The following is a 23,662-nucleotide window of genomic DNA, read 5'->3' on the forward strand; positions in this document are numbered from 1 at the left end:
CGTAATTGTATTTTATTTTCTACGTAGTTGCGTAGATACGTAAATCCATAACTTTTCAATCTCACCAGCAGATCGGCTCGCAAAATTAATCTCTTGGGCTGTACGGCCATCGATCATGGAAGCGGCAAAGTCGGTCCGCTGGTAAAGCGTTACTGGAGCGACCGTCCCATGCTGTGAAAGCGCTATTGCCGCCTCGCCGGTAATCTTGGCACGTTGTGCTGCACCATTAATCACAAACACCATACGCTTGCCAGCAGCTTCGACCAACTCAACCGTAGAACCAACAGCGCGCAAGTCGTGGGGACTTGGTCTAGTCGGAATCAAAACTACATCGGCGACGGCAAGCACCTTACGAATGGTTTCAGTGACTGCGGGCGGGGTATCTATGATCGCCAACTTGACTCCAGCTTTTTCGAGCTGCTTCAAATGGTCGGCAAGGTGAGCGATGTCAACGGAAGCAAAGGTAGGCGTTTCAGCCTGACGTTCATTCCACCAACTCGACAAACTGCCTTGCGGGTCGGTGTCGATCAAAGCAACAGGCCCCGCACCTTTGCTTTCGGCCATCACTGCAAGATGCCCAGCAATCGTCGTCTTGCCGACCCCACCTTTTTGACTTGCAACCACAAGAGTACGCATCTACGAATCTCCTTTTGTACGCTTTTATCGTAACACGCAAATACGTATTTGAGTCTTACAAAGGTGTCGGTGTACTTGATCGCATTTATGCACAGTATGTTGGCTCTGATGCGAGATTGACCTACCCGGATGACCCGGAAACCATTGCCTGCTATGAAATTTCCGGGTTTTTAGGGGACAGTTAAAACCAGCAGCCAAGTCGATTTCGATTCAGCCTGAATATTTCCAGTTTGCCGCAGTTTTTACCCTTCAATGCGACTCAAATACGGAACAAAATAACATCATGGGCAAGGAGTCGAGGTTGGGCGTCGCGCATCTTAGGACTTGTGCGACAAGGAACCTGCATGGCGTTATGTGCTCAGGTGGAAAACCGCACTTGACAAAATTCGTTTATAAACGAGAATAAGCCATGTACGAAATCCGCCACTATTTAAGTGCCGACGAGAAAGACGTTTATCTCGATTGGCTGCGAAAGCAGCGCGACATCACGGCAAGGATTGCAGTAGATCGGCGCGTGAATCGGGTCGAGCAAGGCAATTTTGGTGACCATAAGTTTTGTCGTGATGGCGTGTGGGAGCTTCGCATCGACGTGGGTGCTGGCTATCGGGTGTATTACGCCATCGCAGGCAAACAGATCGTATTGCTGCTGTGTGGTGGTGATAAGCGAACGCAGGATGCGGATATAGCCCGCGCTTGCGAATATTGGCAAGACTGGCAAAGGAGAACGGGCGATGAAAGATAGAGCGCACGATGAAGCAATGGCCGAGGTGTACCGGGAAGACCCCGCCTACGCGCTTCAATTGCTCAACAGCATTCTCGAAGATGGCGATCAAAGCGAGCTTTTGATTGCACTGCGACAAATTGCCAAAGCATTCGGCGGGGTGCAAGCCGTGGCCGAGCAGGCGCACCTGAACCCGACACAGCTTTACCGTACCTTGTCAGCAGAGGGAAATCCTGCATTGAGCAGTTTTTCTGCGATCCTCAAGGCAATGGGCATGCGTCTATCGGTGCAGCCTATGCAAGCTCCAACGGCACACGCTTGAATCAATGTCAGCCAGCGCTTTGCGATGGGCTGGAGTGAGACACAATTTGGCGGAACTGACCGCTTGCTTGACATAAGGCCCGTCGCAGCATCTGGCGCCATAAGGGACTAATAGGCGGCAGCGGCCCCGGTGCTGAGCAAGGCCAAACAGAACTACTGGACGGCCCAACGCGCATTTCAAGAAGCGCGGGCGATGGGGTTCGATCTGGAAAACGCGCCGGAGTTTGCAAATTTCATCAAGGCAACGGCTGGCGGCTGAGCTACTGTCAAACGTTAACCGCTGCAAAAAATTTGCCAATCGATTGTTCCGATTGATCCTGCATTTTTCTTCTGCTTTGCAGTTGTTGGCTACATGTAGAGACTTGCGTTTGAAAAGCGGCTGATCAGTACATGCTTTTCGCCAGACAGCTTAGTTGTTGTCAAAATTCGTGACCAAAAAACAATGCTGGAGTGGGAATTTTTTTGAAATTACTCTGATTTTTTGCGTCTTCATATAGCCTCGACTGAGAGCGGAAAGACACTCGCTCGGTTGCTCAACTGCGAGCGCTCAGTTCGCAGTCCGGACGTAACCAAGCAAGGATGCGGTCGAGAGTAACGTCGAAACGCCCCCTTAACGTGAGTCTTGGAGCCGGGCTCGACGTGACGAGCTTGGGCTCCGCCAAGGATTTCCCGCGCCGTCCACGGCTGTGCGTCAAAAGGTCAGACGTGCACCGACGCGTCCACGTCGCCCGAGCGACGGCGCTCCTACGTACCACCGATTTGTCCGATCGGCGACGTTGTCGATCGCGGCTGTCAAGCTGAGCCGACTGCTGATGGCGTACGAGAACGACAGATCATTTCGGAGGTAGCTACGCAAGAAGACGTTTCCGGTCGGAATCGAGGAGTCGAAGATCTCGTTGGCGTATTCGACCTTCCAGGAAAGACTCGCACCCTCGTGCAGCTTCACGTCCAACTGAATGCCAGCGCGCCTGCCGGGTCGCTGACGCAGTGGCTCTTCACTCGGGCCTACCTTGCTGATGAGGCGAGTGTAGTGGCCCTGCAAGCCCACGGCGTCCGTGACCTGGAGCTGGATCGAAATCTCTACACCCTTGACGTCGACGCGATCAGCGTTCACTAGCTGATTGGTCTTGTTGTCGAAAGTCACTAGGTCGCTGTACCGCCTGCGGAAGAGCGCCGCAGATAACTCGCCAATGCGCCCCAAGGGTTGGTCGTAGCCGATCGAGCCCCCCTTGCTGTGCTCGGCCTTCAGGTCGGGGTTTCCGCCGAGCGCCTGCGGCAGACCCAGCGCGAAGAAGCTTGGGGGCTTGAAGCCGGCCGAGTAGCTCGCCTTCAGGTGGCCACCAAGCCGAGGTACGCTGAGCTTAGCGCCGACACTTGGGCTGGTGTGCGACCCGGCACTCTGGACAGCGTCGTGCCGAAGGCCCGCGCGTATGATCAGTCCCGGGGCCGCGAGCCATTTCAGATCGGTGAATGCAGAACCCGTGCTGCGGTGAAGGTCGAATTCGGCTGGGGTCGATGTGCTGAACAGCTCGTAAATCGTGTTGGAGGAACCATGCTCGCGCTGGACCTCCGCGCCGATGGCCAGCTCGCTACCTCCGGCTAGGTGGCGAACCGCATTGAGCAGCGCGCCGCTGCGGCGATAGCGCGTCGTCGAGCTAGATGCGGGGATACCAAAGTCGTTTCGTAGGCCTGAAACTACCCCCGGCGAGTCGACTACGTCCCTGTGCTGGAACCCCGTGCCTTCCAACGTTACGGTCCACCCGTCAACGTCGACCAAGCCGCGGACGCTGAGCGTGGTGCCATAGGACGAGCGCTGCTCGAGCGTACGGATTCCTGCCAGCTCGATGCCGCCGCTGTCGTCGGGGAAAGCGCTGCTCGAGCGCTGGACGTGGCGCAAATCTACTTCGAGATGGGAGCTGACCGACGGTGCAACGCGTCCGGCCAGGGTCAGCTGGTTGAGCTTGATACGGCCGCCCTCTGGCTCAAGGCCGTCATGCAGAGCGGAGGCACCGACAGAAAATCGAGTCCCTGCTCCGACATGCCAGGTCGACCTCGCATTGAGCGCACGGTATCCAAGACCGCCAGCAGCCACATTGGCCGATCCGCCTGGCTCATCCTTTCGAGTCACGATGTTGACGACGCCGCCCATGGCATCGGCGCCGTAGATGGAAGAAGCAGCGCCACGCAGAATCTCAATCCGCTCGATCTGGCTGGGATCCAAGCTGGAAAAGTCGAAGCCGCCGCCGCGCGAGTTCGTCGGGTCGTTCATGCGCACACCATCGACCAAAACCAGCACATGATTCGGGTCACTCCCACGAATGTAGACGAGGCTGATCCCGCCTGGGCCTCCAAGCTGGTCAACCTGCACGCCGGGAACCTGGCGCAGCAAATCAGCGCCGCCCGCCGCGCCTATGCGCTCGATCTGCTCGCGCGTAATGACGGTGAGGCTCTCCGCCTCTTGGCCCATGGTGGCGGGCACGCGCGAGCTGACAACCCTTACTTCATCCAGGGCAGCGGTTTCACTTTGGGCGAATGCCGTGTGAAAAGCGAGCGCCATGCTCGCCGCAACGGCGACTTGCACTAACCCACGCCCGCGTGCTCGCATCGATTGAAGAAAGTGCTGCATTCCTATACCCTCCGACAACAGATCATCCGCACAACGCTCCCTGGAGGGCTGCAACAGAATGAATACAAGAGATCGCCGGCGCACACAGGGCTCGCCGGCCGCCAACAGCGCCGTCACAACAGCAGGGGGGTGACCAATGAATCGAGCGCTCCGCCCGTCAGGCTTGGCGTCGTTGAGCAGGATGCTGATTGTTGTCCTCGTGCTCGCTGCATTCGTCGTCGTCCCGTTCATCATCTGGGGCGAGCAGATGGATGCCCACGCTTCGAATTTTGTCCACGACCAAGCAACAAGATGGGCGATCGCACTGATCGGCATAGGCCTGCTGGTGCTGGATGTGATTTTGCCGGTGCCAAGTAGCCTCGTCTCAATAAGCCTGTGCATGCTCTTGGGGCCGGCGTGGGGCGTGCCGACAGTTTTTTCTGGCATGGTTGGAGCATTCGCGCTCGGCTACTTGATAGGCCAGTTGCTACCCGCCGCGCGGCTGCGCGCTTGGGTCGGGCCAGAAACATGGGATGCGATCGCGCGACGGCAAACGGCCGGTATGCTGTGGATCGCGGCCTCGAGGCCGGTTCCAGTGCTGGCAGAGGTGACGGCCATATTCGCAGGCACTCTCCGGCTGCCATTCGGGGCAAGCCTCGCGGCCGCCGCTGCATCGTCGTTGTTCGTTGCTGTGGCCTACGGGTTGGCCGCCTGGGTCGGGCTGGAGCAGGCCGGATCTTCGACGACGCTCCTGGTGTTTTCCGCAGCGTGCCTACCGGCTGCCAGTTGGGCTGCCCTGAAATGGCTTCAGCGCCCGGGCGCCCAAAAGCTCTAACCCTCCAACACCTTCCGCTGCTTGGCGGGCCAGCAAGGTTTGCCGTAAGCCCTTGGGCAGCGCTGTGCACGACCGAATCCTTACTACTCTTCAGGCAGCACGCGCGTGCTCATCGTGGGCACGGAGTGGCCCGGCTGGCCCTGAACCGGCTCATGCGGCGCCTTCCCGGCAATCACGAGATCACACCACCGCTCAAGCAAGCGCCGCTTACCGCGCGACAGATCTCGGGTGACCGGCATGTAGCTTTCCGATTCCATATTGCTACGCGCGATCAGCTTCTTGATCCGCGATGCCTGCGACTCCATGGTGGTGCGGTCATGCAGCGGCTTGTTGATTGAGGGGCCGCTGTTTCGCGCCATCACCGGGTTGGTGACATCCCAAACCGCGAGGATGTTGTCGTACACCCAACTCCAGGTCAGCATCGAGTCTGGCGTGTTGGCCTCGAGCTGGTCATCGAACGGCAGGGTGCGGATGAGCGCATGGAACTCGGTCACATCATCCGGCGTCTCCGCAGGCGCGGGGTCGCCGGCCAGAAAGGGACGAAACGCGATCGCCACGAACGACGGGGCCGGCGCTGCTCCAACGGAAATAGTGGCACTGCCAGCAACGTCTACCGACACAGTGCCGAGAGACTGGAGCAGCGCAGGGCGCCGCTCCTTCACGTCGTAGGCCGTCACCAGCACTTGAGTTCCTGCCGGCGCGGGGCGACCGTGGTACATGACGCGAATGGCAATCGACACGCCTTCGCCCTGATCGACGTAGTGATCCCGGTCCGACACGATTACGATGAGCGGATTCTCGAGCATGGCGACAGTCTGCTCGACCACTAAGGCCAGCGAGCCACGTGCAATCACGTCCCACTGCGCGGGCTGTAGGCGCCTGCTCTTCAAATCCAAGTCCACTAGGCCTGCGGTGCGCTCGTAGGCTGCTTGATCGTATGAGTTCGGATCTATCACGCCCAGCGGGACGCTCGGTGGGACCAGTGCGAGTGGGACGTTGGTCTGACCGTCCTGGGCAATCACGGCAATGTCGCCAATCGACGCTTTCACTAGCGCTTGGTCCATCTCCGGCACAAGGTCACCAAAGTCGAGAACCATTCGCTCGTTGGCGCGATCAAACTCCACAAAGGCGGTTCCTAGGCCGACAGGATCTGCGGCCGAGCCCACGCTCGGCACACCGGACGCGGCCACCAACATGCGGCCACCAGGATGCCCATCATGGTCGCCGTCGACCCATGGGAAGAGTGAGCCCACAACCATGGAATACACCGGATTGGAGAAGTTCTTGCCGTCGGCGTACAAGGCGCGCAACTCGTCCCCCGTGCGAGGTTGCTCCGGCGACGAGTTCTTGATGCCGTTCTGGTAGTAGAGCGTGCGATAGGTCCGAAAGCGCATCGCGACGCCCAGAACGGAAGGATCGCTGCTAAGCAGCCGCTCCAGTGCGCTTAAGAACGGCGATGCCGCCACACCCTGCATACGCAACGCTTCCTTCGGGAAAGCAACCTCCCAGGTGCCACTCGCGCTGTAGGCGGGCCAGCCCGGGTTGGGGCCGATATTGCGCGCGAAGTTTAGGTACCGGCAGGTCATGCGTTTTCGCCCGGCAAGCTGCATGCCGGCCCCGACGCCGCCGAACTGGACTTGGTCGAAGAACACCTGCGTGCCGTTGTCAGTGTGCGGCGAGAGGTCGACCAGCTTGCCCTTCATCTTGACCTGCCTCTGGACCAGAGCGTCCGTGGTCTCGACCTCGCCGAACTTCAGTGACACCCCCGTGACCTGCATGTTCGATTCGAACACCGCGCGGTGCGTACCGTAGTGGTTCCAGCTACGCCTCAGTGCCTGAGGCAGCCCGCGCCGGAACTGCTCCAGCGTGGTGGCGCCCGGTACCGCGGCTTTCAGCTCATCCATGTCCAAGGTCACGTTGCTCTGGTCGTAGATCTCGAAGTTGTTGGACAGGCTTGGATCGAACGACATGTCGCCCTTGAAATACAGGCGCGGGAAGGATGTGATGCTCATGGCAGGTCCAATTGCGTGGAGACGAAGTTGAGGCGCTCGGCGGCGTCGTCGGCAAGTTGGGAGGCCAAACCATCGTCCTCGGCAAGTTCGCGCAGCTGATCGACATGGAATGCCACCAAGCTGCGGTACTGTCGCCAACGGTCAATGGGTCGGATGGGCATCTGCAAGGTCTGTGGCAGTTCGAACGGCGCGCCTGCGAGCCGTGAGCGTCCGAGGTTGTCGCTTCGTAGGGGCTCATGCTGGGGTCGCTGTTTCAGCAGTTGAGCGATGGTGCGGAGGGCCATCATGTCGGCGAAGGCCCATTGCCCCAGTCTTCCACGCGCCTCTTGGTCGTTCGGCAGAGATAGCTGGTGTTCCAGCGCGTACAGCAGACAGCGGTAGCGGGTGTTGAACGCCGCGCCCCATGCGCGCGCGATCGGATGCTGCAGGTAACCGCTGGCTTGTGCGTCCTTGACGGTCGGATCGATTGGCAACGCTTCGGCCAGCGGCTGCCCGGTCGCGGCGACGTGGGCCTTGGCGGCAACGTACATGGCATAGAACCGCCGGAAGTGCGATGGTGGTCCGGCAGCGGGCTCGTCGGGTCCTTCGCCTTGCACAGCAATGGCATTGAGCAGCTGCGAGGCCTCGGAGATGGAGGCCACAGTGCTCAAGGCGAGCGCGTATGGGCCGGCAATCCAATCGCTCGGCTTAGCCTGAAATGGCATGCTATCCGCGAATACAGGGTCGCTGCTGAGTTCTCCGATCAGTTCAGCGATGGCGACGAATAAGGCGCCTACGCGTGAAATCGAGCCTTCGACGCCTGCGTCCGCCAGCAATGCCGGGACGTTGGCCTCTGGCACCTTGGATGGGTCAGGCATCTCGGCCAGCACGTAGCGCGCGAGAGAGCTAATGGAGAGGGGCTCCAGCTTGAATGGGAAGGGGTAGAACGCGTTGAACGGATAGTCCTCCCGCTCTAAGTTCAGCGGCGCTCCGATAGACAGGAGCAAGTTCTGCGTTGCCATGAGGTGGCCCATCTCCTGGCGAGCGATACTGATCAATGTCTCCTGCCACTCCCGTTGAGGGCTTTGGTCCGGCAGCGAGTAGGCGGCGTAGAGATACTGGGCCATCAGCGAGTGCTCGATCTCCGCAGCGGTGTGCAGAAGCAGCACAAGCTCATCGAGCGGGGCCATTGGCGGGTCCTGACGCTCCAAGCGCAACTCAAAGCCTCCAGCCGGTGCTGCAGGTGCCACGCCAGCGGCGAATGCCGGCGCCACGGAGGTGAAGGTGTCCAGCTTGAACTCACGAAGGCGTGCGTCGAAGACGCGCAGCCCAGCCAATGGCGCCCTGGCACCGTCACGACCGGGGCCAAGCGCGAAGTTGAAAAGCGTTCTGTTGCGGTCCATGATGATTCGCCGCTCGTGCGGCACCAAGCTGTGGAAGAATTGTGGCTAGACTGCCGGTAGTGATTGCCTGCACAGTTGAGAACAGTGGACGAAGCGGTGTGCTCTACCGCATCAAGTGAATCCCGGACTACATGGAAATTGAGAGAGCGCTGCGGCAGGTGCGCCACTATGCGATGAGGCAGTCCCGGCTTGAGCGCCGGCTTCTTCCATACGAGCGATGTCGATCATCTGCTTCCCCTCTCGTGTTATTCGTCCACAAGAACCTATCTATGATGCCTGAAATAACTATCCCCGGCAAAGCCTTTGAAGTCTATCGGTAGTTTGTGGGACCCAGTATGGCCCGGCCTGTCCAAATAACAGGAGGGTTCTGACTGTGTCTGCTCGACTTGCGTTTTTTCCTGCACCAGGACCTCTGGAGACCTTTGCGGTGCAGTTCGATTTCCTTTTTCAAACGCTCGCTCAGCGCCATTGCTTTCAAACGTATCTGTCCGGCTTGCTGCTGCCACGCGAGCGCTTCCCAAGACTCATTCGCACGGATGGCCGTAGTACGCGTTGCGCTCAGCCACATAGCGGCTGAAGGAAACTCGCGCCTCCTTCCTGTAGCCTGCGATCATTGAGCGATTGCCGCCAAGCGCCGCCGTGATCGCCAGCGCAGCACCATTGGCCTGCTCCAAGGCTATAGCGACGCCCTTGGAGGCCAGTGGGTCGAACGTCTGAAGGGCATCTCCACAAGCAAGCCAGAAAGAGCCGCCGGCCTGTTCAAGCACCGAACTTGAGGCATTGAAGGATTCGACTTTGGATTGAGTCCACATTTCGTGCGAGGTCATCATCTGCAGGATCTCCGCTGGCGCGCACGAAAGAATGTAAGCAGCATTTACCTGAGTGTCCAGCTTTCGCCCGGCTGTGAACAGCGCCATCGAGGCGACCCCCTCCACGTCGCTGATCCAGAAAACCCAGCCATCAGCGATGCTCATCGTTGCCATCGAGCAAGCCAATTCAGGCCTCGCCGGACCGCGGATCCAGAATGACACGAGATGATCCAGGGTGATACGCCGGACACCCAATTTTCGGGCCAACAGGCCCGGCCGACCGCTGGCATCGATGGCGAAGCCGCATTCCATTTCATGCGCCGTGCTGTCTCTAGAGAAAGAAAAATGCAGTCCTGAACTTGTCTCTCGGGCAACCGTCAACCCTTCGACCTCCACAATCTCTGACCCCCGCTCAAGCGCGGCCATCCGCAGAATGCTCGTCAGCGCAGCCTTACCAAGGACGACTGGACCCTGGAGGCCTGGAATACGAGACTCAATTTGCACTGGTGAATCCCCCCACCGTGAAATTCGTTCCCTAACTTCCGGGAAGTTCCTGACAAGTTCGCCGCGCGTCAAGCCGAGCCGCAGCAGTGTTCTGAACCCTGCGGCATTCAACGTCTCGGGAAATTCTGGCCATTGCCGCCTGGCCGGCGCCAGCACGGTGACAGCAAAACCTTCGCTCGCACCCCGCAGCGCTGCCGCAAAGGCAGCAATGCCTCCTCCAATCACCATGATGCGTGCCAAGTGTGTCAATGTACAGCGCCGATGCCCAAGGTATGCATATAGAGCGAAGGGCCGAGTGGTTTTAGCGGCGGCGCCAAATCCTTGCTTGGTACCGCTCGGGTCTCGCCAGGTATCGGGCATCCTGCACGAACCCATTCAATAACGATCTGGCGTCCAATACGATTGTTGATAGTGGGAAAGCGGCGGTCCAGCGCCTTAGCCATCAGGTTCGTGCTGCGCATCAGGTCCGCGATCAGAGGACTCGCTGCCGGGTCGCCTGAAACAACCCATCCTGAGTCTTTCGCACGAAGTGCCCTCATGAGGCCCGCGACGTCGTCCGACGCAAACAAAGCGGCGATGGATTTTTTTCCATTTTCGGTCACCGCCTTGTACCTCGTGTGTGCGCCAACACCTTCGGCAACTGTCTTCAGTTCGATGAGCAGGGCCTCCATGGCCTGCGACTTGTCGAAGTACCTCTTTACGCGCTGCGTGTCCCCGTCACGTCCCAGCCATTCGATCCAGGAACGCCACATCACCAAGTCTTTAGGGTCGAATATCTGGTACATCGGTCCCTGAAATGTCGTCAAGTGCTTCAGGAAGAGACTTTGGTCCGGATCGCCGGGAACGATCCATTTCGAGCCAGCCATCATTTTCTGGAAGAGATTGGGGTCGTCGAAGAGGTCGTTGATCCGGTGTTTCCCCAACCGATGCTGCAAGTGATTCAATGCACCGTAGTTCGCCTTGCGGGTCATGATCTCGGCCAAATGCGCAGCAGGATTGCCCGGCCGACGCCGGCTGATGCCGAGATCGTCACCAAAAACGTCATTACCCACAACCGCAAACGCAACGAATCCCCGCCAGATTCTCTCCCAGTGTTCGTTCACGGCTTCATTGCCGCCCTCATGGCGGACGCGGTCCAAGTAGGAGATGACTGCATCCCTGGCCTTCGCCCCATGGCCATTTGTCGCGTTGTCGATGCCCACATGCATCTGCCAGAAATGTGAGTCGAGCCCAATGTAGTCATAGAGCTTGATACCTTGAACGAGACTTAGAACCTCCCACTCCAGATAGAGAGTCATACCCAGTAACTCGGGAAAATAGCGATCCGTGTGCTGTGAAATGGCGAATTGAAATACGGGACTGACAAAGGAAGATTCATGAAACTTCGGATCGTCCGCATAAGCCCGCGTGTTGAGCACATGGGTATGCACCCCGTAGCTGTTAAGCAGGCTTGTGTACAGATTGCCATGATGCAACAATGCGTTGCCATTGCCGATCTCGTCGCTCCAGACTTCGAACAGCAACGCCCGAACGTCATCGCCCGGCCCTGCGGCGGATATGTTTCTCAGCCAGGCGCCATCGCATTGGTTGAACGGCGCCAAGTCCGTGAGGCCCTGCACAAGGTCTTCAAGGTTCCTGTTGCGGGCTGAAAAGTAAATGTCGAAATTCTGGGCGCGGGAGCGTTGGATCTCGTAGATCTCCTCGAGCTTAGCCCTGAAAGTCGGCTGGCTGTATGGAACGAACGATTCAGGGTGGTTTTTATCCTCTATGGATGTTGAGGCGATGACGGTGGCCGCATAGCCAAGCGCGTCATTGGCGATGCGGATAGCTTGTGGCAGAAAGTCTTGGTGCTCTTGGATGTTCAGGAGGTAATAAAAACTGTCCCTGTAGCTGCACCCCTGGTATTTGTCGCGTTCCGTCTCAACGTGCACGGTCAGCGATTTGCCATTCGAAAGCGGCATCTCCCTTCTTACGACAAACCCCAAATTTTTCCAATCCTGCACCATGCCGTTGTCGCCGTTCCTGGCGGTATGCTGCAAGTAGGCGGCGTCCAGCAGCGCGTCGCGCAGTTCGATGAGCACGTACTCGCAAAATAACTCTCGGCCATACTCGACCTCGCCCGGATAGGCTTTGTCTAGATTGCTCACGGTGTAGTCCGGATCAATGAGTTTTTTGCGAAAATCGTGTGCCGACCGCTTCGTGTTAGCGCAACCGCCATCAAAAGGATGGTCCTGGATGCACTTGACGAGGTAGACGAGCAGCACTCGGCGCATGACCTTACGGTAATTTTTGGTTATCGCCTGCAAGCTCTTCGCAATTACCTCCTGATCAATGCGCGATGCGTCGCGCCAACATTGCCGCAAGTCGGGAAGCGATGAGATATTGAAGCGCTTGACCAGTTCCGGATGATGGTCCTTGATGTCCTTGAACTCCAGCACCGACTCCGGTTCAAGCACCTGCGGCTGGAAGTACCGGCCCGCAAAACGGTCGCAAGCCTCCTGAAGCAGATACCGTTCCCGCCACGGACTGGCGCCGTCTTCTTCAGTAACCGTGTTAATCAGCGCTTTTAGCCAGCCTTCGCTCATCCGCATGGCGTAGTGCTCGAAACTCTCGGCTTCTTTCACTTCTGGAAACACCTGCGACATGAGGAAGTCCCCGCCCGGGCGCGGCGAGGCGTCCCCGACGCCGCGCGTCCAAAGCAGCCTCTCGCCCAGCGCTTTCTCGAACGTTCCTGCCAAGGTGCCGGTCTTCTCAAACTCATCGAACATTTTCTTGAAGCTGTCCTCGTGGATTACATCGTCAGGACGCTGCGCAGGCCACCACGAGCCCTGGCACTCGAAGAAGTCTGCCTGCCACGGCAAGGCCATGTACTTTGTCACATCGCCCGGCTCCAGCACGGAATGGTCGAAGCGGAAAGCTTCTATGTAGAGCTTTGGGTCCCTTACGATGGAGGTGACTTCAATGCCTGGGTAAAAGGCGCCGCCGCAGCACCTGTCCAACAAAGACTTCGTCATCACCGAAGGATGTATGGAACCGTCCTCAAGAACCCGGTACTCCGTCTGGCCTGCAGTACCCACTGCCGCGCATTTCGGATTGACCGCCCAAGCCTTCATGCGCTCGTATTGAAGATAAGTCAGCGACAGCCAAGTGAGGGCTTTTCCCGGCGTCCTGTTGTCCTCGTCGCCAGACAAGGGTGGCATAAAAAGGGAGGTCGCAGCAACGTCGGCTTCAGCCATTTCTGCATCGGAGGGTTCATAGCCATTTGCCCGCCTGTAGATCGGGGGCCTGAGCGCAGCCACAAGCCTTTTGGAAAATGCACCGTCCTCTGCATTCATCGCTTCCTCGAACTTTTCGAAAGACACTTGCTCCCCGTTGAGACCATCGCCCGGCCGGCCCTGCCCATGACCGCGGAGCCCAAGCTTGCTGACCCAACGGTAACCGGCGCTACGCTCAATGATCGGCCAAATGTCGAGACGCAGATCGGGATTGGCTGCATCGCGAATGGCGGGTGTTGTCGCCATATTGAGCGTGGGTTGATCATGCGCCACTTCTTCCATCACGTCGTAGAGCGTGACTATATTGGTGGTGTCTGGCGCAAAATCGGGCGGGGCAACGACGACCCAGCTGCCCCCGCGGACCTCCAGCCTCTTTCCCGGATTTCCCCCCTCTGTCGCCAGCGTTACCTCCGCCGTGACAGGGCCGTCGGCCGTGTCGTCAAACCAGTTTTCGTTGTTGGCGTAATGGGTGATCCAAGCGTTGGTCGGGTCATCCAGTAGCTTGCCCTTCGGGTCCACCGGCGCTGAAACACCGCGGCCGCCCAAGATGATGAGCCGCCCCTCGTCATCGGTGGCGATTTCTCCAAGGTAGACCTCATGGTTGCACCGAAATTTACCGACAAATTGCAGTTCTTCCTTACCTGCTTCATGTCGGCGCCCCGCACCGCAGACCGTCAGCTCAGGCGCGTTGATTTCCAGTTGGGCTTTGCGCTCAGGGTTGGCGACGAACCGGTGGCCATGAGGTCCTCCGGTTTCACGGACAAGCTTTCCCACTGTATCGTTACGGATGCCGATGATCTTTTTGTCAACATCGAGTGGCTGTTCGATTCCCTCAAACACGCTTCGTGCTCCGTGCGCTCCGGCAAACTTAAACCACGCGGCTTTCTTGTTCGCAAGCGTTACGCTCCAGCGAACTTGGGCATGACTTGCGAGGAGTTCGCCAAGCGGATTATTTTCAGAGTCGAAAGCGTAAATATGGAACAGTGCAGCTTGACGCTTGACAGCGCCAGCGGCGTCGCGATATTTGAAATCCGCGCCCAAAGTACCACCGCCTGCGATTCGGGGCCTGCCGCCCGGTTCTTCCGGCGCGAAGAAATAACCATTTGGTTCTTCACTGTCGCCCACCCGCGCTATACCCAAGGGCGGGAATATCTTGCAATACGCAATCCTGTTTTCATCGATCATGCCTTATTCTCCATTGCTGAAATACTTATTCTTGACTCAACAAATAGTTAGATCAAGGAGCACGTAACTTTTAGCGACCTCGAATAATTTCTTTTAGCCCATCTTATTATGTCAAAAGCTTTATGTCATGACCTGACCGAAGGTATTTCATCAGGCTGTCAACCATGATTTTTAGCGCATACTTTTGACTTGCATGTAATGATATGCCTTTAGCCTAAAGCGAGTTATTAGGCACCTCAAGTAAAATATCCTTCCAAGGCATAAGTAAAGGAGGCTTTTTGTCAAAACGCAGAATAGTGAAAAACTTGGGGTCGGCACTATGTATCTCGCCTGTCACGTAGTCAGTCGGACCATCCCAACCAGAAGATATATCTGCAATTGTGCCGTTTGCGTCCTCCCAGGCTTTGATTCGATCATCAATCCACCCATGCAGCTTCCAGAAATGCCTGTTGACATGACTTGAGAAGGGGGAGCCCAGCCAGTCATTAGTCGTGTCAAGGCTATTAGGATCAGCTGGTGGAGAGGAACTCCAGTGCATGTGAAACCAGCCATGGATAGAAGACTCTAGTTCGGTACCAAAAGAGTCAAGAGTGACTGACCGCAGCCAATTCCTGTTGTTATAGCGGTCAATGCATCGTTGCTGGTACTGTGCCGTAACTACAGGGTCTTTAGACCGACCAAACATCTTGGTTAATACAGGGTCTGTCATCAGGTCCACTTTTGGCATGGGCCAGACGGGATCAGCGTGATCCCATGGAACATCGATCCAACCTACCACAATAGGTGAAAAAGCATGATGGTGCCCTTCTTCAACAGGCGGCTTGGCCCATTCATTAACCATTGAAATCATATTTCGATGCATGAACAAAAAATCAATTCCAGCACCAAGTTGATCTGTAAAGCGTGGGGTACTCCACCCCTCATCTATAAGCGGCTGTTTTTCTTCAATGGGAAGTTTCTCCCATTCCTTTTGGTTCCGCACAAAATGCCACAATGCGTGATACATCCGTGTTCGTTGCGAGGATAGTATTTCAAGCGCTTGCTGGGGAATATCTGCATATGCCATAATAATCAGCCCCAGCCAAGCTGGAGTTTTCAATATTGTTAATTATTGAAAGCGAGTGCGTCTCAGATTTTGTATCAAATGTGAATACACATATAATTATCTGAAGGAGTGTTGGAAGCAATTAGTCTCTCAATATACCTCAACACTGTGACTAATTAAAACCTCCGCACTTTAATATTTGAAAAATTCGCACTAAATTTTTACGTAAATAATTTTTAATCACTTAATCCGCAATTTATTACTAATGCAATAACAGTTCACTTCATATTTTTATGATTTACCCATGCTTTAATCGTTTTCAAATGCAATTGGAAACCGCTGATTTAGCTCTTGCGGGACAAACGGGTCAAGCTGGACCGAGGTACTTATTGTTCGCAGGACTTGATATTTCTCAAGTCAAGAGTCTTTGCGTCGGAATGGTTCGTACCGCCAACTACTGATAAAAAGCGTTATCAATGGTTGAAGAGGAGCAAAACATCATGACCACTCAGATTGAAGCGGTCCGGCTGGATCGGGCACTCACCGCCCCGGAATTCCAGCGCCTGGCCGATGTGCCGCCCGAGGCCCAGTGGTTCGCCAACCTCACCAGCGCCCAGACCCGGCGCGCCTACCAGAACGACCTGGCCGGCTTCATGCGCTTCACCGGCATCGCGCAACCCGAGGAGTTTCGCCTAGTCACGCGCAGCCACGTGCTGGCCTGGCGCGCCGACCTGGAGAAGCAGATGCTCAGCGGCGCCACCATCCGGCGCAAGCTCGCTGCCCTCGCTTCGCTGTTCGACTACCTGTGCGAGTGCAACGCCGTGCTGCACAACCCGGTCAAGGGCGTGAAGCGCCCGGCGGTCGACACCCTGGAAGGCAAGACCCCCGCGCTGGGCGACGCGCAGGCCCGGGCGCTGTTGAATGCGCCGCCGGCCGATACCCTCAAAGGCAAGCGCGACCGGGCGATCCTGGCCGTGCTGCTGTTTCATGCGCTGCGTCGCGAGGAACTGACCAAGCTGTGCGTGAAGGATTTTGCCCAGGAACGCCGGGGCGTGCCGCATTTGAGGGTGCAGGGCAAGGGCGGCAAGCTGCGTTTCATTCCCGCGCACGCCAGCGCCCTGCGCCTGGTGACCGAGTACCTGGATGCCGCCGGCCATGGCCAGGAAGGGGAAGGACCCTTGTTTCGCCGCATACGGACACCGAAAGCCGGGCAACCGGCCGCCGCGCTTACGACCGGCAGCGTGTACGCCGACGTGGTGGTGTTCTATATGAAGCAGCTCGGCATCACGGGGGAAAACATGGGCCCGCACGCCCTGCGCGCCACCGCCGCCACCAGCGCCCTGGAACACCACGCCGACATCGCCAAGGTCCAGGAATGGCTCGGGCACGCGAGCATCAGCACGACACGGGTCTATGACCGGCGCGGCTCCAAACCGGAGGACTCTCCCACATTCCGGGTCGCCTACGGCTAATCCACTCGGTTGATTTGCGAGCATTAAATTTTTCACGGAAAAAAGCACCAGCGAAGACGACAATGAGGGGCGTCTTAGGCCTGCTAGGGCTGATTCAGATCTTTTTTAACGCTCCCCGCCCGACTTTCAACCTTCAACCGTCGTTAGCGAATGCTTTATTTCCCATTTCCTGAAGTGACCCCGCTCGGCGGCAGCGGCAGCAGCACGAGTTGCACGCTGCGGTTCTTTTCGCTGTTCGCTGCATGGCCCGTGAGAAGCGGGAGGTCGATCTGAGGCAGCTCAGCGACAAAGATGCGTGAGGCGCTAATGCCACCCTCGACCATCAGCACGTTCTTCACGACCTGTGCACGCCGAGTGGCGAGCGCGCGATTTAGCTTCGCGTCGCCGCGCGTGTCCGTGTAAGCGAAGAGCAGCACTACCGTATCCGGATGCGTGTGCAGGAAGTCACGCGCTTTCGCCACTTCGGCGATCCCCTCAGCGGAGAGGTTGGAGCGACCGGTCTCGAACAGGATGGCGTTCAAAAGCGGCACTGCCGTGCCAGGCTGCACGGGGGTTGCCGCGGTGCCGCCGACGACGATCACATGCGCCAGCTGCGCTGCTGTTTCCTTTTTTTCGCCATTCTTCTGTCCGACCGCCCACGAGAACGTGCCAATCGCGCAGAGTGCTGCAAGGCCGAGCAGGAATGCTTTGTTGCATCCCCTGATAATCCGATACCGCTGACGGACGAAGGCGGCCCATTGGTTGATGGCAGTCAAGCTGTCGTTCAGGTCTTCGAAGGCTTTGCGCTCGGCTTCGAGCAGCTTGGCGGCGTCCGCCGGTGCGCCGGCACTCCGGACAATTGCCAAGGCGATCTGCCATTGCCCATAAGCCGCGTCCGCCAGTGCCTCCAACTCGTCGAGCCAGCTCAAACCGCTGGGCAACAAATCATTGCGACTCGCGACGAACTCCTTGCGCAGCGCCTCAATCTCGTCGCGATCGTCGTGCTCGAATTGGCCCAGGTCCAAGTGCTGGCGCAGTGCGTTCGAGTAAACGAGATCAGGTTGCAGCAGCCGCAGCAGCAGGCGGATGGCGAGGCCGACGAAGACCACGGCCAGAAAAAGCGCAATGCTCGCCACCCACCAGCGCTCGCTGAGGGCCTGCAAGGCGCCGTACCCAGAAAAGGGTGTGCCGGCAAGCAACAGTCCGGCAATGCCGCCAAAGATGGCGATCAGGGTCTTGACGTTGTCGCGGAGGTTGGACTTCGCCGTCGCGTAGATGTCGGTCGAAGCCACGGCAGATACCGCCTCACTGCTGCTCGTCAGGCACCTGGAAAATACGCACTCCGTCCAGGCCGAAGGTGTCGTCCTCGACAATGCGGCGCAGGTTCTGGAGCTGCGCGGGTGTCGTCCCGCTCCACGGCGTGACACCGACGTCGATCACCATCAATGTGTTCTTCCGATCAAGACCGAATGCGCGTCGCGCGATGAACTCTTTGAGCAGCCCGTTGTCCATCTTGTCAATGGTGTCGAGGCTTTCAAGCTTCATGTCAGGATTGAACTGAAGCCAGTCCAACTCATCGTTTTTGATCTTCTTGTTGGCAATGATGGCCATCACGCCCGGTCCCTGCTTTGGCCTGCCGGGCCAAGGCTGCACAGGCTGCATACCGACCGCTGGGCCGCGGCCCCGATCCGAAGGCGCCGCCGAAGCAGGAGGCGGCTGCAAAGCCACTTCGACCACCTCGCCGTCGCATTCGACCCGGATGGTGTTGCGTGGCGTGAATTCAATTTGAATGGACATGATGCCCCCGATTGATCGGAGCACAGTATGCACGCGCTCGGCGCACCGAGCAAGCGCGAGTCAGTTTTTGCTGATTCAAACTGCTGGGCTACTTGGACTTTGGCCGGCGTCCTTCACACCATGGCGGAGATGCTGCCGAACGGTGCGCCATGAAGCCGTCATAGCTCGCCAAGCCGATACCCAGCCTGAACACGCAGGAAAGGGATCTGAGGTCTAAGGGAAGGGGGAAACCGGGGTTTAATCCACGGAAATATAAAGTTCGGGCATCTTCCTAAGATTCTGTTAGCTGCATCGCGTTGCAGGTCGAGGTTTTGGTCATCAGTCAAGACGCGGGCTTAGCCAAGAAGCATGGATCGTCCAACTGGGGCGTTGAAATTTATTGCAGGCGGATGTTGATAAATGGAAAGCATTTTTGGATGCTCTGAAGGCCGATTTCGCGGCATAAACCGGATCCGGGCCTGCACCGTCCAGAAACTGAAGGGATACTGTTGGCGAATTAACCGATCATGTCGCCAGCTCAGCAAAACGCGATGTTCGGGTTTTCTCCCGAGGCTGGCCGCTCAGCCATGCCGTGATCCGCTCGACGTTCAGGGCGGCAGCCGTCGCCACATGCTGCAGGCTCGTTTTGGCCAGTCCGCGGTAGCGCGTGCGGCGCAGTCCGAAGGCCCGCACGGCCTGCGACAAGGTGCCTTCGATGCCCGCGCGGCGCGCATACAACTGCCAGCCTTCCTGGCTGTCCAGACGTTGGCGGGCCGCCTGCAGCGCTTCGTGCTGCGCCTGCGGATGCAGCGAGAGTTGGCGCGGCGCCTGTTTGGCTTGGGTGCATAGCGCCCGGGCGTGACAAGCGCTGCACGCGACCTTGGGAAAGTGGACTTTGTGATACAACCGCTTGCGTTTCTTGTCAGTGCAGTCGTGCCAGCTGGTCGACGCCACCCCTTCTGGACAGTGAACCACCCGCTTGTCCCAGTCGATCGTGAACGCTTCTACCGTATAAGCTCCCTGGACCTTGTTTTGCCACTTTTGATTGCCGCGCGGCGGACCGATCAGGTCAATGCCGTCATCGGCTCGGCTGGCCACGAGCAGTTCGGCCGACACATAGGCGGCATCGACAAAGTGCTGTGCCGGCAGCAGATCTTTTTTACGCAAGGCATCGTGAATGCGCTGCGTGCACATCGCTTCGTGAACATCGGCCGCAGTGGTATGCACATGGGTAATAAGGTGCGCGCTGTCGTCCTCGCAGGTCTCGCTCAGGTGAACCATGTAGCCCGTCCAATGACTGGTGCTTTTGCTGCGGTAGCGCGCCTCGGTGTCATAGGGCGATTCGATCTGCTCGGGCGCGCGCGCCACTTCGGCGTTGGTTTTCCACCGCACACCCGGTGTGCCATCCATGGGCGCGGCCTCCCGTTCGAAATGCCGCGCCCAGGCGGTGCGCAGCGCAGCGACTTTGGGCAGCGACCCCAGCGCCGGCGGCGCCGTTGGCGCAGCGAGCAACGCCAGCAGCGCAAACCCGTCCTGGCCGACCGTGCGGGCATACTGCTCGCGCTCCTTGTCCAGGCGCGGCAGGCGCATGTCCTCCACGCGTTTGTCGTAAAGGTCGTGCCATGCTGGTGGCGCCACGCCTTGCAGCCATTGCGGCTCCAGGGTGGCAATTTCATTGAGCGCTGCGCGCAGGGTCTCGCCAATGAGTTCGAGCCGCCCGAGCGTGCGCGTCCAGGCAAGCACATGCGTGGAATCGGTGCGCTGGCGTCCACCGGCCTTGAGCAGCCCGTGGTGACGGCACTGCCCGAGCATCGTCTCCAGCAGCTGCATCCCGACGCTGCCGGCGAGCAGGCGTGCGCGAAACTCGCAAAGAGCAGAGAAGTTGAATCCGGGATCCGACAGCTCCAGGCCCAGCAGATACTTCCAGTCGATGCGGGCGCGCACCGCCTGGGCGGCCTGCCGGTCCGACAGGTTTTCGCGGAACTGCAGGATGGTGACGAGCGCCAGGCGCCATGGCGGCAACGCGGGCTGGCCACGCCTTGAAAAGAGCTGGGCGAAGTCCTCATCGCAGTAGAGCGTACCCAGCTCGTCACGCAGTTTCAGGTAGGTGTTGCCCGTGGGAAAGGCAGCCCGCGCAATTCGCGCTGTCTGTTCGGGAACCGGTTCAATGGGGGTGGGCTTGAGCGACATGATGCAACCTCCTGGGTAGCCATATTGCCAAAAACTCTATCCCTTTGCCGTGGTTGCCAGCCTGGGAATCAATTCGCCAACAGTATCCCTTCAGTTTCTGGACGGTTCACCATGATCCGGCCGATGCCGCGAAATCGGCCTTCAGAGCATCCAAAAACGCTTTCCATTTATCAACATCCGCCTACAATAAATTTCAACGCACCAGTTGGACGATCCATGCGGCTGCTGCGCGAATGCACTGCCGACCAGCGTGAAATCGACGAGATCCTGACGCCAGAAGCCATCGATTCGTTGGCGACGCGCCTGCGCACGCCGCTGTAAATCCAGCAGCACCTGACCTTTGCGCTGGATGCCGGGTATCAGGCTGGGGTGACGCCCGTTACCGCAGAACTGGTGGAGTCAGTGCTGATGCGAAAAATTGACGATCTGGAGCCCACGCTGACGCGCCACGGCTACCGCGTCAAGGATCTGGTGGAGCAGTTCAACGCCAAGCCAGCCGAGATCAAGGCGTTGTTCGCCAACCAACTCGATCCCACGCGCACGGCCGAGCTGCGCGCAGAGCTTCAGATGGCTGGATTGCCGATTTAAAGAGGTCGTTCGGTGACGTGGGGGACATTCGGTCAGTTGCAGTTAATGTTGGCCGGCGGCCATGCAATGCAGGCCGGCGCCGTCAAATGCAGGCTCAGTTGCACTTAATCCTGGCCCGAGGGGTCCGATAGACGCAGTTAATCCTGGCCCCAAAATGCGCTGAATGCAGGCCAGCCGCTTTTCAAACGCAAGTCTCTACACCTACGCTCGACTATCGCCCAGGTCGGCGGAAAGAAGGAATTGACCGGCCGGACTGACATCGAAATCGAGATCAGCAACCAATGCGCACGCCTGATCGCCAACGCAATCATCTACTACAACTCGGCCATCCTGTCGCACCTGCTGACGAAATGCGAGGCCAGCGGCAACGCCAAGGCCTTGGCGCTGATCACCAAGATTTCACCGGCGGCCTGGCGGCACATCCTGCTGAACGGGCACTACACGTTCCAGAGTGACGGAAAGACGATCGACCTGGACGCGCTCGTGGCTGGGCTGGAGTTGGGATGACGGAATTTTCTGGGGTTCCGGCTTAGACCCCCCTTGCGCCGTCAAATCAGCCCAGGCAGCGGCCATGCCGTTCAGGCGCAGCGCCTTGAGTTCGAGCTGAATGTCACGTCTGGCATCACGCATGGCTTGCCTCCTGGCCGTCTTGGTGGGTCGGGCGCAGGCGGTCATAGCGCGCCGTATCAGCCCGGGGCGGCTCGCTGAGCTGCAACGTGGTTTCGGCCTGCTCTGGTGCCGCGGGCGTCGTGAGCCGGGCCAGCACATTGCGTACATGCTCGGCGCTGATGCTGCCGCTGGGCGCGGCGCTTTCGAGCACCAATTCCACGGCCACCAGCACGGCTTCCAGGCCGGCCTGGGGCACGGCGGCCAGCACCTCGGCCATGACGCGGTCCCCGCCGGTGTGGCGCAAGAGCGATTGGCGCAGGCGCAGCAAGGGCGCGGGCAGGTCCAGAAACGGCGCGCCGTTTCGCAAGGCGCCGGGCTTGCGCTGCACCAGATCAATGTAGTGCTGCCAGTCATACGTGGTCTGGCTGCTCCCCGCCAGCCTGGCGTGACTGGCCACCAGCACATCATCGGCTGCCACGGTTACCCGGTTCGGGTACAGCCGGGTGCTGACCAGGCGGCCGGCCCATTCGCAAGGGACGGAATACCGATTGCGCGCCACGGCCACCAGGCAGGTGCTGCTCACCCGGGCCGCCTTCTCCACGTAGCCGTCAAACGCCGCGGGCATCGACATCAGGTGCCCTTTCTCCAGCTCCAGCATCTCGGCCACCGTGAACTGCTTGTGAACCGGGTGCTGCGTGTCTGCCCAGATGGAGCGACAGCGCTCGCCCAGCCAGGCGTTGAGCTCGGTGAACGAGCCAAAGCGGCGCGTTCCGGCATCGATCCAGATACGCCGGCGGCTGTCCTGCACGTTCTTCTCGACGACGCCTTTCTCCCAGCCGGAAGCGACGTTGCAAAAGTCAGGGTCAAACAGGTAGTGGCTGCACATCGCGGCAAAGCGGGCGTTGACGATACGCCCCTTGCCTTTCTTCACCTTGTCCACCGCCGTCTTCATGTTGTCGTAAATGCCGCGCCGGGTGACCCCGCCAAGTGCCTGGAAAGACCGCGTGTGGGCGTCGAACAGCATCTCGTGGCCCTGGCTGGGGTAAGCCACCAGCCAGAAAGCCCGGCTGGCGCACAACTTCAAGTGCGCCACCTGCAACTTGTAGAACACCCCGCCCACCAGCAGCCCTTCATCGCTCCAGTCAAACTGGAAGGCTTCCCCCAGCTCGAAGCTCAAGGGCACAAATGCCTTGGAGATGGCTTTACCCGACAACTCGCGCCAGGCGCGGGTGAAGTCGGTCACGGCGCTGTAGCCGCCCCGGTAACCTTGCGCCTGGATTTGCCCAAACAGTGCCTTGGCCGTGCGCCGGCCGTGCTTGGGTCGATGGGCGTCGGCCGTGAGAGCCTGCTCCAGCGTTTCTTCAAAGGCGCTGAGTTTGCCTTCGCTACTTTCTCGGCTGTATTTGGGTGCCTTGCTGCTTGGCGCCTTGAGCCACTTCTTGACCGTGTTGCGCGACAGCCCGGTGAGCTTTGCAATGGCGCTGTTGGAAAATTTGTCGCGCAGTTTCATGCGCCTGACCTTGCCTATCATGTCCATGGTAATCACCTTGTTCTCCTGCTGAAAAATTCAGCAGGTCAGTGGAACACCCTGGTCAATTTTGAATCGGCACTTCGGCCTCTAGGGGGGGTGCGGCGGAAATCTTGGACTGGTTTATGCCGGAATTCCAAGGCTATCCCGGTATTCGAGGGGACTAAGTGAGCCGAGGGATATTTTGATC

General features: G+C 58.6%; 17 protein-coding genes and 1 pseudogene. 7 read left to right on the plus strand and 11 right to left on the minus strand.

Annotated elements, in window-relative coordinates:
- Nucleotides 1-12: 12 nt before the first annotated feature.
- On the minus strand, nt 13-636 hold the full coding sequence (locus IWX85_RS17735) for a ParA family protein (RefSeq protein WP_196870617.1): 624 nt from the start codon (nt 634-636) through the stop codon (nt 13-15).
- Between the two features lie 409 nt (nt 637-1,045).
- Between IWX85_RS17735 and IWX85_RS17740 the strand changes: the two genes are divergently transcribed.
- From IWX85_RS17740 to IWX85_RS20775, 3 genes are all read left to right on the plus strand, one after another.
- Nucleotides 1,046-1,378: a type II toxin-antitoxin system RelE/ParE family toxin gene (locus IWX85_RS17740; protein WP_196870618.1), complete on the plus strand. Its 333-nt coding sequence runs from the start codon at nt 1,046-1,048 to the stop codon at nt 1,376-1,378.
- A complete protein-coding gene (locus IWX85_RS17745; RefSeq protein WP_196870619.1) occupies nt 1,368-1,679 on the plus strand; it encodes a DNA-binding protein in 312 nt (103 codons plus the stop codon). Before IWX85_RS17740 ends, IWX85_RS17745 begins: the two co-directional genes overlap by 11 nt.
- 129 nt (nt 1,680-1,808) lie before the next feature.
- A complete protein-coding gene (locus IWX85_RS20775; RefSeq protein WP_255529470.1) occupies nt 1,809-1,937 on the plus strand; it encodes a hypothetical protein in 129 nt (42 codons plus the stop codon).
- A gap of 432 nt (nt 1,938-2,369) precedes the next feature.
- Here IWX85_RS20775 and IWX85_RS17750 read toward each other — a convergent pair whose 3' ends face one another.
- Entirely contained in the window at nt 2,370-4,235 is a 1,866-nt protein-coding gene (locus tag IWX85_RS17750) for a TonB-dependent siderophore receptor (RefSeq protein ID WP_196870620.1), read from the minus strand.
- 250 nt (nt 4,236-4,485) lie between these two features.
- Between IWX85_RS17750 and IWX85_RS17755 the strand changes: the two genes are divergently transcribed.
- Nucleotides 4,486-5,118 (plus strand): hypothetical protein, encoded by a 633-nt coding sequence (locus tag IWX85_RS17755; protein ID WP_196870621.1) that lies wholly within the window; start codon nt 4,486-4,488, stop codon nt 5,116-5,118.
- A gap of 83 nt (nt 5,119-5,201) precedes the next feature.
- Here IWX85_RS17755 and IWX85_RS17760 read toward each other — a convergent pair whose 3' ends face one another.
- The 5 genes from IWX85_RS17760 to IWX85_RS17780 all read right to left on the minus strand — a co-directional run bounded on the left by IWX85_RS17760 (nt 5,202) and on the right by IWX85_RS17780 (nt 15,384).
- Nucleotides 5,202-7,130: a hypothetical protein gene (locus tag IWX85_RS17760; RefSeq protein ID WP_196870622.1), complete on the minus strand. Its 1,929-nt coding sequence runs from the start codon at nt 7,128-7,130 to the stop codon at nt 5,202-5,204.
- Nucleotides 7,127-8,512, minus strand: coding sequence for a ferritin-like protein (locus tag IWX85_RS17765; protein ID WP_196870623.1), 1,386 nt, complete (start codon nt 8,510-8,512; stop codon nt 7,127-7,129). The genes IWX85_RS17760 and IWX85_RS17765 overlap by 4 nt, the downstream gene beginning before the upstream one ends.
- A 524-nt stretch (nt 8,513-9,036) precedes the next feature.
- A complete protein-coding gene (locus tag IWX85_RS17770; RefSeq protein WP_196870624.1) occupies nt 9,037-10,065 on the minus strand; it encodes a hypothetical protein in 1,029 nt (342 codons plus the stop codon).
- 5 nt (nt 10,066-10,070) lie between these two features.
- Nucleotides 10,071-14,285, minus strand: coding sequence for a LodA/GoxA family CTQ-dependent oxidase (locus tag IWX85_RS17775; RefSeq protein WP_196870625.1), 4,215 nt, complete (start codon nt 14,283-14,285; stop codon nt 10,071-10,073).
- Between the two features lie 214 nt (nt 14,286-14,499).
- Nucleotides 14,500-15,384: a hypothetical protein gene (locus tag IWX85_RS17780; protein ID WP_196870626.1), complete on the minus strand. Its 885-nt coding sequence runs from the start codon at nt 15,382-15,384 to the stop codon at nt 14,500-14,502.
- Nucleotides 15,385-15,830: 446 nt separating this feature from the next.
- Here IWX85_RS17780 and IWX85_RS17785 point away from each other — a divergent pair, with 446 nt between their 5' ends.
- Entirely contained in the window at nt 15,831-16,802 is a 972-nt protein-coding gene (locus tag IWX85_RS17785) for a tyrosine-type recombinase/integrase (RefSeq protein WP_231379927.1), read from the plus strand.
- A 155-nt stretch (nt 16,803-16,957) separates the two neighbouring features.
- Here IWX85_RS17785 and IWX85_RS21015 read toward each other — a convergent pair whose 3' ends face one another.
- The 3 genes from IWX85_RS21015 to IWX85_RS17800 all read right to left on the minus strand — a co-directional run bounded on the left by IWX85_RS21015 (nt 16,958) and on the right by IWX85_RS17800 (nt 20,747).
- Nucleotides 16,958-18,073, minus strand: coding sequence for an OmpA family protein (locus IWX85_RS21015; protein WP_196870628.1), 1,116 nt, complete (start codon nt 18,071-18,073; stop codon nt 16,958-16,960).
- Between the two features lie 13 nt (nt 18,074-18,086).
- A complete protein-coding gene (locus IWX85_RS17795; RefSeq protein ID WP_196870629.1) occupies nt 18,087-18,578 on the minus strand; it encodes a hypothetical protein in 492 nt (163 codons plus the stop codon).
- A gap of 504 nt (nt 18,579-19,082) precedes the next feature.
- Nucleotides 19,083-20,747 carry an IS1182 family transposase gene (locus tag IWX85_RS17800; protein WP_196870630.1) on the minus strand — a complete coding sequence of 555 codons (1,665 nt, stop codon included), beginning with the start codon at nt 20,745-20,747 and terminating at the stop codon, nt 19,083-19,085.
- 408 nt (nt 20,748-21,155) lie between these two features.
- Here IWX85_RS17800 and IWX85_RS17805 point away from each other — a divergent pair, with 408 nt between their 5' ends.
- Nucleotides 21,156-21,335, plus strand: coding sequence for a phosphoribulokinase (locus tag IWX85_RS17805; protein WP_231379929.1), 180 nt, complete (start codon nt 21,156-21,158; stop codon nt 21,333-21,335).
- Between the two features lie 192 nt (nt 21,336-21,527).
- A pseudogene (locus IWX85_RS17810) lies at nt 21,528-21,842 on the plus strand (Tn3 family transposase); the annotation flags it as partial.
- 115 nt (nt 21,843-21,957) lie between these two features.
- Here the strand turns inward: IWX85_RS17810 and istA are convergent.
- A complete protein-coding gene (istA, locus tag IWX85_RS17820; protein ID WP_196870631.1) occupies nt 21,958-23,481 on the minus strand; it encodes an IS21 family transposase in 1,524 nt (507 codons plus the stop codon).
- Between the last annotated feature and the right edge of the window lie 181 nt (nt 23,482-23,662).

The organism is Polaromonas sp. CG_9.11 (assembly GCF_015752225.1).
GTDB lineage: Bacteria > Pseudomonadota > Gammaproteobacteria > Burkholderiales > Burkholderiaceae_C > Polaromonas.